The 16,260-nt window shown below is 62.8% G+C and carries 14 protein-coding genes and 1 pseudogene; 10 read left to right on the forward strand and 5 right to left on the reverse strand.

Going from position 1 to position 16,260, the window contains the following annotated elements:
* Positions 1-276 precede the first annotated feature (276 nt).
* The 7 genes from EOA19_RS27460 (at position 277) to EOA19_RS27495 (ending at position 7,256) form a co-directional block, all read left to right on the forward strand.
* Entirely contained in the window at positions 277-912 is a 636-nt protein-coding gene (locus tag EOA19_RS27460; protein WP_023814117.1) for a DUF1326 domain-containing protein, read from the forward strand.
* 9 nt (positions 913-921) lie between these two features.
* On the forward strand, positions 922-1,767 hold the full coding sequence (locus tag EOA19_RS27465; RefSeq protein WP_128305377.1) for a DUF2182 domain-containing protein: 846 nt from the start codon (positions 922-924) through the stop codon (positions 1,765-1,767).
* A 433-nt stretch (positions 1,768-2,200) separates the two neighbouring features.
* Positions 2,201-3,229, forward strand: coding sequence for an amino acid ABC transporter substrate-binding protein (locus EOA19_RS27475; RefSeq protein WP_023814120.1), 1,029 nt, complete (start codon positions 2,201-2,203; stop codon positions 3,227-3,229).
* Between the two features lie 63 nt (positions 3,230-3,292).
* Positions 3,293-4,480 carry an amino acid ABC transporter permease gene (locus EOA19_RS27480; protein WP_128305379.1) on the forward strand — a complete coding sequence of 396 codons (1,188 nt, stop codon included), beginning with the start codon at positions 3,293-3,295 and terminating at the stop codon, positions 4,478-4,480.
* A gap of 9 nt (positions 4,481-4,489) precedes the next feature.
* A complete protein-coding gene (locus EOA19_RS27485; protein WP_127289116.1) occupies positions 4,490-5,647 on the forward strand; it encodes an amino acid ABC transporter permease in 1,158 nt (385 codons plus the stop codon).
* Between the two features lie 26 nt (positions 5,648-5,673).
* On the forward strand, positions 5,674-6,477 hold the full coding sequence (locus tag EOA19_RS27490) for an amino acid ABC transporter ATP-binding protein (protein ID WP_013532420.1): 804 nt from the start codon (positions 5,674-5,676) through the stop codon (positions 6,475-6,477).
* A gap of 110 nt (positions 6,478-6,587) precedes the next feature.
* Entirely contained in the window at positions 6,588-7,256 is a 669-nt protein-coding gene (locus tag EOA19_RS27495; RefSeq protein WP_128305380.1) for a TIGR02117 family protein, read from the forward strand.
* Positions 7,257-7,356: 100 nt separating this feature from the next.
* Here the strand turns inward: EOA19_RS27495 and EOA19_RS27500 are convergent, their stop codons facing one another.
* Positions 7,357-8,589: an FAD-dependent monooxygenase gene (locus EOA19_RS27500; RefSeq protein WP_128305381.1), complete on the reverse strand. Its 1,233-nt coding sequence runs from the start codon at positions 8,587-8,589 to the stop codon at positions 7,357-7,359.
* A 19-nt stretch (positions 8,590-8,608) separates the two neighbouring features.
* A complete protein-coding gene (locus tag EOA19_RS27505) occupies positions 8,609-8,854 on the reverse strand; it encodes a zinc-finger domain-containing protein (RefSeq protein ID WP_023814125.1) in 246 nt (81 codons plus the stop codon).
* A 246-nt stretch (positions 8,855-9,100) separates the two neighbouring features.
* Between EOA19_RS27505 and EOA19_RS27510 the strand changes: the two genes are divergently transcribed.
* Together EOA19_RS27510 and ppx are read left to right on the forward strand one after the other, a co-directional pair.
* Positions 9,101-11,302, forward strand: a complete 2,202-nt coding sequence (locus tag EOA19_RS27510; protein ID WP_128305382.1) for an RNA degradosome polyphosphate kinase — start codon at positions 9,101-9,103, stop codon at positions 11,300-11,302.
* The gene (ppx, locus tag EOA19_RS27515; protein ID WP_128305383.1) at positions 11,302-12,837 is read left to right on the forward strand and encodes an exopolyphosphatase; all 1,536 of its coding nucleotides are present in this window, start codon (positions 11,302-11,304) and stop codon (positions 12,835-12,837) included. Before EOA19_RS27510 ends, ppx begins: the two co-directional genes overlap by 1 nt.
* Positions 12,838-13,127: 290 nt before the next feature.
* Here the strand turns inward: ppx and EOA19_RS27520 are convergent, their stop codons facing one another.
* From EOA19_RS27520 to fumC, 3 genes are all read right to left on the reverse strand, one after another.
* The gene (locus tag EOA19_RS27520; protein WP_128305384.1) at positions 13,128-13,532 is read right to left on the reverse strand and encodes a DoxX family protein; all 405 of its coding nucleotides are present in this window, start codon (positions 13,530-13,532) and stop codon (positions 13,128-13,130) included.
* 258 nt (positions 13,533-13,790) lie between these two features.
* Complete coding sequence (locus EOA19_RS27525) at positions 13,791-14,210, reverse strand: DoxX family protein (RefSeq protein ID WP_128305385.1); 420 nt, start codon at positions 14,208-14,210, stop codon at positions 13,791-13,793.
* 235 nt (positions 14,211-14,445) lie between these two features.
* Positions 14,446-15,843, reverse strand: coding sequence for a class II fumarate hydratase (gene fumC, locus EOA19_RS27530; protein ID WP_023814130.1), 1,398 nt, complete (start codon positions 15,841-15,843; stop codon positions 14,446-14,448).
* Positions 15,844-16,144: 301 nt separating this feature from the next.
* Between fumC and EOA19_RS36110 the strand changes: the two are divergent.
* Positions 16,145-16,260 (forward strand): annotated as a pseudogene (locus tag EOA19_RS36110) (IS5/IS1182 family transposase); the annotation flags it as partial.

Consider the following 16,260-nt stretch of genomic DNA (forward strand, 5'->3'; position numbering starts at 1 on the left):
AGAAAAGCGACAGGCACAAAAGCTACCGGCACAAAAAGCTGCTGCCGCCGCCGCCGACCTGTTGTCGTCAGGTCTTTTGTTGACCTGCGTTCGGAGCCCTTGTCCCAGCCGATCGGTCTATTGTGGGCGGCGGTGAATGGTATATGATCGTCGGCTAATATTAATCGCCGGATTGCTTCGATCAGATGCTGCCGGATGGTTGCTGCCGGTTGACTTCTGGTCCTCCACGATCCGGATCGCGCTCACGAAGCGTGAGCGCGGCAAGGGAGGAATGCCATGCCGGACGTCAAATGGGCCATGAAGGCGAGCGAATTCATCAACTGCAACTGCGCCTATGGCTGCCCGTGCCAGTTCAACGCCATGCCGACATACGGATTCTGCCAGGCGGTCGCCGGCATGGAAATCGAGAGCGGCCATCACGGCGACACCAAGCTCGACGGGTTGCGGTTCGTCGGGATTTTCAGCTGGCCCGGCGCCATACACCAGGGCGGGGGCGAAGCCGCGGTGGTCATCGACGAGAGGGCGACGGAAGCCCAACGTGGCGCGCTGCTTCGCATATTGGGCGGTCTGGACACCGAGCCAGGTGCAACGATATTTCAGGTCTTTTCGACCACGCTGGAGAAATTCCACGATCCGATCTTCGCGCCGATCGAATTCAAGATCGACGTCGACGCGCGGACCAGTCAGCTGCATGTCGAGGGTATAACCGACGGTCGCGGCGAGCCGATCCGGAATCCGGTCACCGGGGCCGCGCACCAGGCGCGCATCGACTTGCCGCACGGCTTCGAATACGCGATCGCCGAGGTCGGGCGGGGCTGGACCAAGGCGACGGGCCCGATCAAGTTCGAGCTGGCCGATACGCACAGCCATTTCGCCAATCTGCATCTCACGCAGAGCGGCATCGTGCATTGACCTGATCCAATGGGCGATACGGCCCTCGAGGCGGTGCTGAGGCGCGATCGCGCGGTCGTGACGGCCGCGCTCGTCGTGATCGCCGTGCTCGCCTGGGCCTATGTGCTGTGGCTCGCCGCCACCATGGTCATGCCCGGCTCCCCTTTGCCGGACGGCGGAGGCGACGACATGGCCGGCATGGATATGGGCGGCATGGATATGGGCGCCGCCATGGCGCCCGGCTTCCGGGCCTGGGCGATGGGCGATTTCGCCTTCACCTTCACGATGTGGGCAGTGATGATGGTTGGCATGATGACGCCTTCGGTCGCGCCGATGCTGCTGCTCTATGCCGGTGTCGGCCGCAAGGCGCGGGCGGATGGCCGGCCCATCGCTTCGACGGGATGGTTTTTTGCCGGCTATCTCGCCGTCTGGGTCGTCTTCAGCCTCCTGGCGACCGGTGCGCAATGGCTTCTCGCCCGTGTAGCCTTGCTCGATCCCTTGATGGCGACCGTCAGCGCGATCCTCGGCGGCCTCGTCCTGATCGCCGCCGGTCTCTATCAATGGACGCCGATGAAGGGCGTCTGCCTGCGCCAATGTCAGGCACCGATCGCGTTCCTGGCCAGCCATGGCGGATTCCGTTCCGCTCCGCTCGGCGCGCTTCGGCTCGGCATGGATCACGGCGCTTATTGCTTGGGGTGTTGCTGGGCGCTGATGGCTCTGTTGTTCGTCGGTGGCGTCATGAACGTGCTGTGGATCGCCGGCATCGCCATCCTTGTTCTGCTGGAGAAGACGGTGCCGACCGGGCAGCTGATTCCGCGCGTTTCAGGCGCGTTGATGGCCGCCGTCGGGACCTGGATCGTCTTTCAAGCCTTTTGAGAGCAGTCTTCGTCGGCGGTCTGTGAGCCGTCAGTAAATCGTCAGATGACAATCTTGGAACCTGGTAGTTCGTCGCACGGGGAGGTCAACAACGACGAGGTATTGCCCGGGATGGATTTCGCTGCCGCAGCCCGTATTGGCCCGGCGTTGGCGTTGCATGAGATTTGCCGCCTTTATTAGCCCTGCTGGCTAAATCGCGGGCGTGTTTGTCTGTAAATCGGGCATTTGCGGCAATCGGTTTTCAAACTCTTTGGGTTTCGGTCATTTTCCTTGACCTCACAGGAATTATCGCCTTCGATGACATTTGTGAACGGGAGGCGGCGCGTCGGTTACGATGCGGGGTTCCGGGATGGGCCGGGATGGGAGCCGCGTTCACACGGGAGAAAAAAATCAGGATTTACTCCTGAAAAACAGAGAAAAGGGTCTGTGGGTCATGAAACATATTGCTATCGGCATTCTAGGCGCCGCCACGCTTGGATTGATGGCGTCCGCCGCGTCGGCGGCCACGCTCGACACCGTCAAGGCGAAGGGCTTCATCCAGTGCGGCGTCTCCACCGGCCTGGCCGGCTTTTCGGCGCCGGACGACAAGGGTGACTGGCAAGGCATCGATGCGGATTTCTGCCGCGCTGTCGCGGCCGCCGTCTTTGGTGACGGCTCCAAGGTCAAGTTCACGCCGCTCAGCGCCAAGGAGCGGTTCACCGCGCTGCAGTCGGGCGAGATCGACATCCTCTCGCGCAACACCACCTGGACCATCAACCGCGATACGGCGCTTGGCCTGAATTTCATCGGCGTCACCTACTATGACGGCCAGGGTTTCATGATCAACGCCAAGAAGCTGCCGGGCGTCAATTCGGCATTGCAGCTTTCGGGCGCCGCCGTCTGCGTGCAGAGCGGCACCACCACCGAGCTGAACCTCGCCGACTACTTCAAGGCCAACAAGATGGAGTACAATCCCGTCGTCTTCGAAAAGCTGGAAGAGGTCAACGCCGCCTATGATGCCGGCCGCTGCGACGTCTACACCACCGATCAGTCGGGCCTCTATGGCATCCGCCTGACGCTGGGAGCGCCGGCCGACCATGTCGTGCTGCCCGAGATCATCTCCAAGGAGCCGCTCGGACCGGCCGTTCGCCAGGGCGACGACCAGTGGTACCACATCGTCAAGTGGACCTATTTCGCGCTGCTGCAGGCTGAAGAGCTCGGCATCACCAAGGCCAATGTCGATGAGATGAAGAACTCGGCCAGCCCCGAGATCAAGCGCGTGCTCGGCCAGGAAGCCGATACCAAGATCGGTACCGATCTCGGCGTCTCCAATGACTGGGTGGTCAACATCGTCAAGGCAGTCGGCAATTATGGCGAAATGTTCGAGCGCAATGTCGGCTCGGGCAGCCCGCTGAAGATCGCGCGCGGCATCAACGCGCTGTGGACCAAAGGCGGCCTGCAATACGCGCCGCCGATCCGCTGATCGAAATGTGATCCGGGAGGCAGATCATCTGCCTCCCGGTTTCTCTTTCCAGGGGACGGTCGAATGGCATCGCAGGACGTACTTCGCGAGGAGCCCAGCCGCGGTTCCTTCATCAACGATCCGAAAATCCGGGGCATATTCTTCCAGGTGCTGGTCGTCGTGCTGCTGGTGGCGGGCGTCTGGTGGATTGCCCACAACGTCATCGACAACCTGACGCGGCTGCGCATCGCTTCAGGCTTCGGCTTCCTCAAGGGCCGCGCCGGCTTCGACATCAGCGAGAGCGCGATCGCCTATTCGTCGGATTCGACCTATGGCCGCGCGATTCTGGTCGGCCTCATCAACACCTTGATCGTCGCCATCGTCGGCATCATCACCGCGACAATCATCGGCTTCGTCATCGGCATCGGCCGGCTCTCGCAGAACTGGCTGATCAGGAAGATCTGCACCGTCTATGTCGAGGTCTTCCGCAACATCCCGCCGTTGCTGGTCATCTTCTTCTGGTATTCCGGCGTGCTGGCCGTGTTGCCGGCGCCGCGCGACAGCATCGGTTTGCCGTTCGGCTCCTTCCTCAACCAGCGCGGTTTCTATTTTCCACGCGCCGTGTGGGGCGACGGCTCATGGCTGATCTTCGTCGCCCTGCTCGTCGGCATCGCCATGGCGTGGTTCGTCGCGCGCAGGGCGCGGCAACGGCAGATGGCGACCGGCCAGCAATTTCCAGTGTTTTGGACGTCCACCGCGCTGATCGTCGGGCTTCCGCTGCTCGCCTATGCGCTGAGCGGCTTTCCCCTGAGCTTCGACTACCCGAAGCAGTCGACTTTCAACCTGGCCGGCGGCTTTCAGGTCCGGCCGGAGTTCCTGTCGCTTTATCTGGCGCTGTCCTGCTATACCGCCGCCTTCATCGCCGAGATCGTGCGCGCCGGCATCAGGGGTGTCAGCGCGGGCCAGACGGAAGCTGCCGGTGCGTTGGGCTTGCGGTCCGGATCGATCCTGCGGCTGGTCGTCGTGCCGCAGGCCATGCGCATCGTCATTCCGCCGCTGACCAGCCAGTATCTCAACCTGACCAAGAACTCGTCGCTGGCTATCGCCATCGGCTATCCGGACCTGACGGCGACCGCCGGGACGGTGCTGAACCAGACCGGCCAGGCCGTCGAAGGCGTGGTGATCATGATGGTGATCTATCTGGCCATCAGCCTCCTGACCTCGCTTGTGATGAACTGGTTCAACGCCAAGATGGCGCTGGTGGAGAGGTGAGGTAAGGACATGCAAGAACATGATATGTCCTGGGTGCGAACCGAAATGGTGCTGGCGCAGCCGGCGCCCGCCAGCGTCACCGGCCTCGGCGCATGGGTGCGCAAGAACCTGATCGCTTCTGCCGGCGACACCATTTTGACCATCGTCGGCATCGCCCTGGTGGCGATGATCCTGCCGCAAATCATCAATTGGGCGTTCATCAACGCCGTGTGGACGGGACCGGACCGGACCGTATGCGCCACGGTGGCGCAAGGCGGCATCCAGCCGGATGGCTGGACCGGCGCCTGCTGGGCTTTCGTCAACGCCAAATTCGGCCAGTTCATGGTCGGACGCTATCCCATCGAGGAGCGCTGGCGGCCGATTTTGGTCGCCATACTGTTCGTGGCACTGCTGGTGCCGATGCTTATCCCGAAAGTGCCGCGCAAAGGGCTGAATGCGGTTCTGCTGTTCTTCGTGCTGCCGGTCGTCTCCTTCGTCCTGCTGGTCGGCGGCATGTTCGGCCTGCCGCATGTCGAGACCTCGCTGTGGGGCGGGCTCTTGGTAACGCTCAGCCTGTCTTTCGTCGGCATTGCCGTGTCGCTGCCGCTCGGCATCGTGCTGGCGCTCGGCCGCCGCTCCAAGATGCCGATCATCAAGACGCTGTGCGTCGTCTTCATCGAGACGGTGCGCGGCATCCCGCTGATCACCGTGCTGTTCTTTGCCAGCGTCATGCTGCCACTGTTCCTGCCGGAGGGTGTCTCGTTCGACAAGTTCCTGCGCGCGCTGATCGGTGTGTCGCTGTTTGCCGCGGCCTATATGGCCGAAGTGGTGCGCGGCGGCCTGCAGGCGATTCCCAAGGGCCAGTATGAAGGTGCCGATTCGCTCGGTCTCGGCTATTGGCAGAAAATGTATTTCATCGTCATGCCGCAGGCGCTGAAACTGGTCATCCCGGGCATCGTCAACACCTTCATCGGCATGTTCAAGGACACCAGCCTGGTCATCATCATCTCGATGTTCGACCTGCTCGGCATCGTCAAACAGAATTTTTCCGATGCAAACTGGGCAACCGCGCAGACGGCGAGGTCCGGCCTGATCTTCGCGGCCTTCGTCTTCTGGCTGTTCTGCTTCGGCATGTCGCGCTATTCAATGTACACCGAACGCCGGCTCGACACCGGCCACAAACGTTAAACAAAAGAACAAGGGGACCCCCTGTCATGGCCACCGAAAATGCCGTCAGCGCCGAAGAGATCAAGGTCAACGCCGCCAAGATGCAGATTTCCACCACCGATGTCGCCATCGACATCATCGCCATGCACAAATGGTATGGCGAGTTCCATGTGCTGAAGGACATCAACCTGAAAGTGATGCGCGGCGAGCGCATCGTCATCTGCGGCCCCTCCGGCTCCGGCAAATCGACGATGATCCGCTGCATCAATCGCCTGGAGGAGCACCAGAAGGGCAAGATCATTGTCGACGGCAAGGAATTGACCAACGATCTCAAGAAGATCGACGAGGTGCGCCGCGAGGTCGGCATGGTGTTCCAGCACTTCAACCTGTTTCCGCATCTGACCATCCTGGAGAACTGCACGCTGGCGCCGATCTGGGTGCGCAAGACGCCGAAGAAGCAGGCCGAGGAAATCGCCATGCATTTCCTCAAGCGCGTCAAGATTCCGGAACAGGCCAACAAATATCCCGGCCAGCTTTCCGGCGGCCAGCAGCAGCGTGTGGCGATTGCCCGCTCGCTGTGCATGAACCCGCGCATCATGCTGTTCGATGAGCCGACCTCGGCGCTCGATCCGGAGATGATCAAGGAAGTGCTGGAGACGATGGTTGGTCTTGCCGAGGAAGGCATGACCATGCTGTGCGTCACCCACGAGATGGGCTTCGCCCGCAAGGTCGCCAACCGGGTGATCTTCATGGACCAGGGCCAGATCGTCGAGCAGAACACGCCGGCCGAGTTCTTCGACCACCCGCGCCACGAGCGCACGAAGCTGTTCCTGTCGCAGATCCTGCACTAGGCCTCGACGGCCACGAAGAGCCCGGCTGAAACACTGCCGGGCTCTTTTGCGTATGGGATAACAGGCGGGCGTTCGTGTCGCGCCGGAGCGCGTTTGCAGGGCCGCCTTTCATGAAAAGACTGGGACGTTTTCTAGGTCTTCTGTTGGTTGTCGTCGCACTCGCCGTGACGACGGGCACCTTCGTGCCACGGCCGCTGTGGCCGGCGGCCGCCGCCATGCCCGCCGCGACGCACCACATCCTGGTGCTGAACAATCCGATCCACACCGATATCGCCATCCCGGTCGATGACGCCGTGCGCCGGCGTTTCCATTTCCTGGTCGACGCGGGCATACCGGCCGACAGGCCGGAGGTCCGCTACATCGTCTTCGGCTGGGGCGGCCGCGCCTTCTACCTGGAGACGCCGACATGGTCCGAGCTGAAGGCGGTGCCGGTGATGAAGGCACTGACACTCGACGCCTCGGTCATGCATGTCGATGTCGCCGGTGACATCGTCGAACCGCGCCCTGATATCGCGGGGTTCGACATCACCGAGGATCGGTTCACGGCGTTGCTCGATTTCATCGATGCGAGTTTCCAGCGGGGACCGGAAGGCCCGATCCTCGTTCCGGACGCAGCCTATTCCAGGTTCGACGCCTTCTACGAAGCCAATGGCCATTTCAACGCACTGGTCGGCTGCAACACCTGGACGGCGGCCGCCTTGCGCATCGCCGGCCTGCGCACCGGCTGGTGGAACCCGCTGCCTGTATCGCTCGGGCTGTCGATGCGGTTGTACAATTAGCGTGAGCATTCCGCGAATTGGCGTCGCGTTCCTTCACACCCCCCTCTGTCCTGCCGGACAGAGGGGGGTGCTGTCCCACCAACCGATTGTGCTTGTACGCTCAGCGTCGAATGATCTTCTGAGCCTGCCACCCATAGAGCCAGTCCAGATCCGCCGCGAGTTTTTCCGACGAGCGCACCTTCAGGAACACATTGCGCGCAATCGCCACTGGACCCGAGGCATGCCAGGCCAGCCGGTTGACAGCGCCGCGTCGAGCGACCTGCGCGACACGCGGCCGCCGTGACTGCTCCCAGACGGCAAGCGCGGCCAGAGGTTCGGCGGGGAAGTCGGCGATGATATCGGCAAGCGTCACAGCATCCTCGATCGCCATCGCCGCACCTTGCGCCGCGAACGGGGTCATCGCATGCGCGGCATCGCCGATCAGCGCCATGTTGCCGGTCGTCCAAGGTTGTTTGCTGTCGACCGTATGGATCGGCCATGCGGTCCACGGGCCGGCCTGCTCGACCAGACGGGCAAGTTCTGCCGCGGTGCCGCGCAGGGCGCTGCTCAGGATCCCGGCGTCGGCGTTGCCGGACCAGCCCTCGGCAATGCGGTCGCCCCTGGTGAAGGCCGCGAGATTGAAGGCCGCACCCTTGCTGACGGGATAGGCCACCATATGGAAGCCGGGATGCAGGAAGGTGGTGACGCAGTCCCTGGCGCCGATGGCGGCAAAGCTCCGACCGGCGGCACTGCCGGCCGCGACCGTGGCGCGCCAGGCCAGTTCGCCGGAGAAATGGTTTCTTGGCGAGCCCTTGGCCGAATCGACAAGTGCGCGCACCGACGACCAGACGCCATCGGCCCCAACCAGGAGGAAGCCCTCGGCCTCGACGATTTTGCCACCGATCTCGGCCGTCGCGGTGATGCCATGCGGGCCGGTGTCAACGTCGCCGATGCGGGCGCCGGTGGTGAGATGGATATCCGGTATCTCGGCAGCGCGCGCGGTCAGTGCGCTCTGCAGATCGGCCCTGTGCGCGACGAGATAGGGTGCCTGCCAGCGCGTTTCGGCGGCTTGCCCCAGCGGCACGCGCGCCAGTTCGCGCAAGGTCGCGGCATCCTTCAACACCACGGCCTCCGGCCGCACCGCCGCCGGCAGCAGCCGGTCGAGTACGCCAAGCTGGCGAAGGATGCGTGTCGCGTTGGGAGAAAGCTGAATGCCGGCGCCTGCCGCTTCCAGGCGCTGCGCCTGTTCGAACACCCGTACCGAGTAGCCGCGTTCGGCGAAAGCCAGCGCTGCGGTCAATCCGGCGACACCCGCCCCGGCGATAACAATTTGCCGGGAGCGCGTGTCGTTCATCGGGCTGGTCGCGAAAGACTCAGGCGGCCTGATCGATGTAGATGCAGCCGGCCGGCAGCGTTTCGGTTGCCTTCAGCTTCGGCGAATAGCGGTAGAGCGTCGAGCAATAGGGACAGACTTTTTCGTTGTCGTCGCCCATGTCCAGAAACACATGCGGGTGGTCGAAAGGCGGATTGGCGCCCGTGCACATGAATTCCTTCACGCCGATGTCGATTGCCTGATAGCCCGCATCGTTCTGAAAATGGGGAATGGAACCGCCTGCCATCGTCGTCTCCTTAACGCAGTCTCGTCTGCATCTGGATCATATTAGGCCTCTTTGCAAGTTCGATGAAATCAAACTGTCGCAAAAGCCTGTCAGAGGATAAGTTAAGCCGGTTAACGCATGGCCCCGAAGACCGACACCGGTTTTCGGCAAGGACCATGCGTCGCCTTGGAGTGGTAGAGCGTCCTTTGCGCGTCCTGAATGACGCGCGGCGCTTTAGCTGGCTGACGGTGTGGAAGAGCGGGAATCATGAACGAACTGAAGCCGGTGCAGAACGAATTCGTGGATGTCGAGGTGGCTCGCCCGGAGGGCGGCAATCCGGACCGGTTTGTCAACCGCGAGTTTTCCTGGCTGCAGTTCAACCGGCGCGTTCTCGAGGAATCGCTGAACCTCAATCATCCGCTGCTGGAGCGCGTCCGCTTCCTGTCGATCTCGGCGGCCAATCTCGACGAGTTCTTCATGGTGCGCGTCGCCGGCCTCGCCGGCCAGGTGCGCGAGGGCATCACGCTGAAGAGCCCTGACGGCCGCACCCCCGAACAGCAGCTCGAACAGCTGCTGCGTGAGGTCGAGCGGCTGCAGGAAGACCAGCAGAAGAGCCTTTCGGCGCTCACCGTGCTGCTCAACAAGGAAGGCATCGAGAGCATCACCCGCGATGCGCTGACCAAGGACGAGAAAATCTGGCTGGAAGACCATTTCCAGGGGCAGGTGTTCCCGGTGCTGACCCCGCTGTCGATCGACCCGGCGCATCCGTTCCCGTTCATTCCCAATCTCGGCTTCTCGATGGCGCTGCAACTGCGCCATCGCAAGAACGGCGAAGAGATGAGCGCGCTGCTGCGCCTGCCGGTAGCGCTGAAGCGCTTCATCCGTCTGCCGGACCGCAAGCATCACGTCCGCTTCATCCCGCTGGAAGAGGCGGTCGGCCTCTACATCGGCAAGCTCTTCCCCGGCTATGAGGTCAAGGGCTCCGGCACGTTCCGCATCATCCGCGACAGCGATATCGAGGTCGAGGAGGAGTCCGAGGATTTGGTTCGCCTGTTCGAAACGGCGCTGAAGCGGCGGCGGCGGGGTTCGGTGATCCGCATCGAATTCGACAGGCTGATGCCTGATGAATTGCGCGACTTCGTCGCCGGCGAGCTTGGCGTGTCGTCCAGCCGCATCAGCGTCTTGACCGGTCCGTTGGCGCTCAGCCAGATTTCCGAGATCGTCGCCGTTCCCCGCGACGACCTGAAATTCACGCCCTACAATCCGCGTTTTCCCGAGCGCATCCGCGAGCATGGCGGCGATTGTTTCGCGGCCATCCGCGAGAAGGACATCGTCGTCCATCACCCCTACGAATCGTTTGACGTCGTGGTGCAGTTCCTGCGCCAGGCGATGGCCGATCCGGAAGTGGTGGCGATCAAGCAGACGCTTTACCGCACCTCCAACGACAGCCCGATCGTGCGTGCGCTGGTCGACGCGGCCGAAGCCGGCAAGTCGGTCACCGCACTGGTCGAGCTCAAGGCGCGCTTCGACGAGGAAGCCAACATTCGCTGGGCGCGCGACCTGGAGCGCGCCGGCGTGCAGGTCGTGTTCGGCTTTCTCGAGCTGAAAACCCATTCGAAAATGTCGCTGGTGGTGCGGCGCGAGGACGGCAAGCTGCGCAACTACGTGCACCTCGGCACCGGCAACTACCATCCGGTAACGGCGCGCATCTACACCGACCTGTCCTTCTTCACCACCGATCCGACGATCGCCCGCGATGTCGCCCAGCTGTTCAATTTCATCACCGGCTATGCCGAGCCGACGGACGAAATGCGGTTGGCGATCTCGCCGTTCACGCTGAGAAGCCGCATCCTGAAGCACATTGCCGACGAGATTGCCTACGCGGTGCAGGGGAAACCGGCGCGCATCTGGATGAAGATGAACGCGCTCGTCGATCCGATCATTATCGACGCGCTCTACGATGCCAGCCGCGCCGGCGTCGAGGTCGACCTGGTCGTGCGCGGCATCTGCTGCCTGAGGCCGCAGGTTCCGGGCCTGTCGGAAAACATCCGCGTAAAATCGATCGTCGGCCGTTTTCTCGAGCACAGCCGCATCTATTGCTTCGGCAACGGTCATGGCCTGCCATCGGACGAGGCGATCGTCTACATCTCCTCGGCCGATCTGATGCCGCGCAATCTCGACCGCCGCGTCGAAACCATGGTGCCGATCACCAATCCAACTGTGCATGAACAGATCCTTGGCCAGATCATGCTGGGCAACATCATGGACAATCAGCAAAGTTTCGACGTATTGGCTGATGGAACCTCCCGGCGCGTCGTGCTGGAGGAGGGCGAGGAACCGTTCAACGCGCAGGAATATTTCATGACCAATCCGAGCCTGTCGGGACGGGGTGACGCGCTGAAGTCGCATGCGCCCAAGCGCATCGCGCAGTTCAAGCGCCGCAAGAAGAACGCAGCAGCGTCCGGCTGATGCTGTCTGATTCCCAGGGCCGGCTGCAGGACCGCCGACCGCTGTCCATCATCGACATCGGATCGAACTCGATCCGCCTCGTCGTCTATGAGGGGCTGGCGCGTTCGCCGACCATGCTGTTCAACGAAAAGATGCTGGCTGGTCTGGGCCGGGGCATCGTTTCGACCGGCAAGCTCGATCCCGAGGCGGTGACGCGCTCGATGGAAGAGTTCCGCCGCTTTCGCGCGCTTTCCGACCAGGCCGGCGCCGAGCATATGTATGTGCTGGCCACCGCCGCGGCCCGCGAGGCGGTCAACGGCCCCGATTTCATCCACCGCGCCGAGGATGTGCTGAAGACCGAGATCCGTGTCATCAGCGGCCGTCAGGAAGCCTATTATTCCGCGCTCGGCGTCATTTCCGGCTTCCACCCGGCCAATGGCATCGCCGGCGACCTGGGCGGCGGCAGCCTCGAGCTGGTCGACGTCAGCGGCGAAGCGATCGGTGACGGCATCACGCTGCCGCTGGGCGGCCTGCGCCTGCAGGACATGGCGAAGAACTCGCTGGTTCAGGCGGCGAAGATCGCGCGTGACGAACTGGCGAAGGCCAAGCTGTTGAAAGGCGGGCAGGGCAGGCCCTTCTACGCCGTCGGCGGCACTTGGCGAAATCTTGCCCGGCTGCACATGGAAATGACCAACTATCCGCTTGGCGTCATGCACCATTACGAGATATCGGCCGAAAGCGCGGCGAATTTCCTCAAGCAGGTGGCCAAGGCCGAGATCGAGAAGGTCAAGGGCATCGAAGGCGTTTCCAAGAACCGCCGTTCGCTGCTGCCTTATGGCGCCGTCGTGCTGCAGGAGATCATGGCGGCGATGCAGCCGTCGAAGATCATCGTTTCGGCACTGGGTGTACGCGAAGGCTTTCTCTATTCGCTGCTCGACGCTGCCGAGCAGAAGTCCGATCCGTTGATTTCGGCCTCTGAGGAACTCGCCCGACTGCGCTCACGCTCCGTCGCCCATGCGCATGAGCTCGTCGACTGGACCGCCAAAACCTTTGCCGCCTTCGGCATCGACGAGACCGAGGACGAGGCGCGCTACCGCCACGCGGCCGCATTGCTGGCCGACATCGGTTGGCGCGCGCACCCCGAATATCGCGGCAAGCAATCGCTCAACATCATTGCGCACGCTTCCTTCTTCGGCGTCGACCATCCCGGCCGTGCTTTCCTGGCCATGGCCAACGCCTATCGTCACGACGGCATCTTCAACGAAGCCATCGCCCCCGAGATCAAGGCGCTGGCGCCGCCGCGTTATCTGGAGCGCGCCCGCGTGCTCGCCGCGATGATGCGCGTCGTCTACCTGCTGACGGCGTCGATGCCCGGCATCATGCCCAGGCTGAAATGGGAACAGCGCGCCAACGGCGTGCTGGCGCTGGTCTTGCCGGCATCGCTGGCCGATCTCTATGGCGAGCGGCCGGCCGGGCGCCTGGCGCAACTGGCCAGGATCACCAACCGCCGGCTGGTGCTGGCCGTCGAAGGTGGGCCCAGTGGGTCGGTGAAGTAGGCGCTGCCTATAGCAGACCGTGTCCTATCTGACTTTAAGCGGGATATTAGACCTGCCCGGTTGTGCTCACTCGTCGGCGGCTTCGCGTTTGTGGACCGGCTTCCCCCAATCCGTCGCTGCTTCGCAGCGCCACCTTTCCCCCCTCCGGAGGGAAAGGAAGGGAGCCTCGTTGGAAGAGCGTTGGCGGCAACAGGCTCGCGCCCTTCCTCTACCCCGTCGATCGGGGGAGAGGTGGCTCGGCGAAGCCGAGACGGAGTGGGGGTCGACCTGAGCGCAACTACGCAAAGATATTAAACCGCATTGCGCTTATCCGCCGACCAGGCTCCCGCGCCAGCCATCGCCAGCGCAACGAACCCGCCTGCTATCGCAATGTCCTTCATCAGCATCTGCTGGTGCAGGAAGGCGAGCATCGCGTCGCCGCCGCCCTGGCCGTAATGGCCGATGAAACCGGCGGCAATGCAGAAGGCGGCGAGCAGCAGCGCTGCGATCCGGGTCTGGAAACCGACCAGGATGAGCAGCCCGGCGATCAGTTCGAACAGTCCCGTGCCCCAGGCGGCAAGCGTCGGCAGCGGCAGGCCGAGGCCGGCGAAATAGCCTGTCGTGCCGGCAATATCGCTCAATGCCTGGAAACCGGAGGGCACGAACAGGGCGGCGAGCAGCAGCCGGGAGAGCAGGAGCAGCGCGTTGCGGGGCATGTTCACCTCCGTTATCGGCCGCCGGCCGGCCTCGTCCGATGCCCCGATCCTAGAGCAATTCCAGGAAAAGTGTGAAACGGTTTTCCGCCCGGAATTATGTCAAATCAAAGAGTTAGAGCGGTTGGCCGTTTCCGTGAAACGGTGAACTGCTCTAGCAGAAAACTCCGGCCGACAGATCGGCGGGCATGTACCAACAACGAAAAAGCGGCGCGGAAAATTCCGCGCCGCTCTTTCGTTCGGCTATTGCCAGTTTTTGGCTCAGCCGCGCTTGGCGTCGATCGAATAGGCACCGGCGCCCGAGGAAGCCAGCACGAGGAAGCCGCCAGCGATGGCGAGGTTCTTGAGAAACTGGATCATCTGCATCTGGTCAGCCCAACCGGTGTGGGCGACCAAGCCAGTAGCGACCGTGAAGATCGCCAGCACCCAGGCGACAATCCGGGTCTTGAAGCCGACGAGGATGGCGAGGCCGCCGAGAAGCTCGATCAGGCCGACGACAATGGCCGTTACGGTCGGCAAGGGCAGGCCGAGGCTGCCGAAATAGCCGGCCGTGCCGGTGATGGCGGTCAGCTTGCCGAAACCTGAAAGCAGGAAGATGACCGCAAGCAGGACGCGGCCGATGAGGATGGTGGTCGAGGCATTGGATGCGCCGGAACCGGCGACTGAAGTGTTGATGGACATGGTGGCTCTCCGGGATGGGTTGATACCGGGGAGATAGAGCAAGCCGACTGTTCACCAAAGCCACCAGACTGGCGACACATTGTTCACAGTACTTACGTTTCCGTGATCGGGCGGCCCGCGCAAAATTCGCTTCGGGTCAGGTCGTGACGGGAGTAAATTCTCCCATCACGAACACTGGGCTTCTGGCTGATGCAATTCCGGACGGAAAACCGCAAGACATTTTTCCTGGAATTGCTTACCCCGGATGCGTCATGTCCTCCGGCCGCACCAGCCGGTCGTAATCGGCCTCGCTGACCAGTCCGGTGGCGAGCGCTTCCTCGCGCAGCGTGGTGCCCTTCTTGTGCGCGGTCTTGGCGATCTTGGCGGCATTGTCGTAGCCGATGGTCGGCGCCAGCGCCGTCACCAGCATCAGCGAGCGGTCGAGTGCCGCCTTGATGTTGTCTTCGCGCGCCTCGATGCCGACCACGCAATTGTCGGTGAAGGAGACCGAGGCGTCGGCGAGCAACTGCACCGACTGCAGGAAGTTGTAGGCCATCAGCGGGTTGTAGACGTTGAGCTCGAAATGGCCTTGGCTGCCGGCGAAGGTGAGCGCCGCATTGTTGCCGAACACCTGCACGCAGACCTGCGTCAGCGCCTCGCACTGGGTCGGGTTGACCTTGCCCGGCATGATCGACGAGCCCGGCTCGTTTTCCGGCAGCGACAGCTCGCCGAGGCCCGAACGCGGGCCGGAACCGAGGAAACGGATGTCGTTGGCGATCTTGAACAGCGCGGCGGCCGCCGCATTGATGGCGCCGTGCGAAAACACCATGGAATCATGGGCCGCCAGCGCCTCGAACTTGTTCGGCGCGGTGACGAAGGCAATGCCGGTGATGGTGGCGATGCGATCCGCCACCCTTTCGGCGAAGCCGACCGGCGCGTTGAGGCCGGTGCCGACGGCGGTGCCGCCCTGCGCCAGTTCCTGCAGGCCGGGCAACGTCAGCTCGATGCGCTTGATCGACGAGGCGACCTGCGCGGCATAGCCCGAAAATTCCTGGCCAAGCGTGAGGGGGGTGGCGTCCTGCGTGTGCGTGCGGCCGATCTTGATGATGTGATTGAACTCTCTGCTCTTGGCGGCGAGCGCCTTGTGCAGGTGTTTCAGCGCCGGCAAGAGGTCGTGCACGATGCGCTCGGCGCAGGCGATGTGCATGGCCGTCGGGTAGGTATCGTTCGACGACTGGCTCATATTGACGTGGTCGTTGGGATGGACCGGCTTCTTGGAGCCCATGACGCCACCCATCATCTCGATCGCCCGGTTGGAGATCACCTCGTTGGCGTTCATGTTGGACTGCGTGCCCGAGCCGGTCTGCCAGACCACCAGCGGGAAATGGTCGTTGAGCTTGCCGTCGATGACCTCTTGTGCCGCCTCGACAATCGTCTTGCCGATCGCCGGGTCGAGCCGCTGAAGGTCCATATTGGCTTCGGCCGCGGCCCGCTTGACGATGCCCAGCGCGCGCACGATCGATGCCGGCTGCTTTTCCCAGCCGATCTTGAAATTGCCAAGGGAACGCTGCGCCTGCGCGCCCCAATAGCGGTCGGCGGCGACTTCGATCGGGCCGAACGTGTCGGTTTCGGTTCTGGTCTTTGCAGCGGTCACGGGTCTCTCCTTGTCGAAGTCGGCAACGGCGTATCGCGTTGCACAAACGGCTTCAAGCGGAGATTGCGGGCGGCGAGGATGCGAATCGGTTGAAGGTGCGGCGCTTCTCGCCTTCTCCCCTTGTGGGAGAAGGTGGATCGGCGCGCAGCGCCGAGACGGTTGAGGGGTGGGTGACGGAGTGCCGTCGGCGCCAAGCTGGAACACCCCTCATCCGACCTCTTCGCGGCCACCTTCTCCCACAAGGGGCCTGTTGCAAAATTGTGTGGATGTGATTCCCTGTTTTTGAAACGGGGATCTTGCGATGACGACGAAGCCGAGCGGTCAGTTCAGTTTTGTGGAGGCTCTGCTGCCGCAGGGTCTTGGTCGGAGCGGTCGCCTGGACCGGTTGTCGTTGCTGGTGAAGTGGTATCGCTTCGA

This window comes from Mesorhizobium sp. M7A.F.Ca.US.010.02.1.1, from assembly GCF_004023085.1.
Taxonomy (GTDB): domain Bacteria; phylum Pseudomonadota; class Alphaproteobacteria; order Rhizobiales; family Rhizobiaceae; genus Mesorhizobium.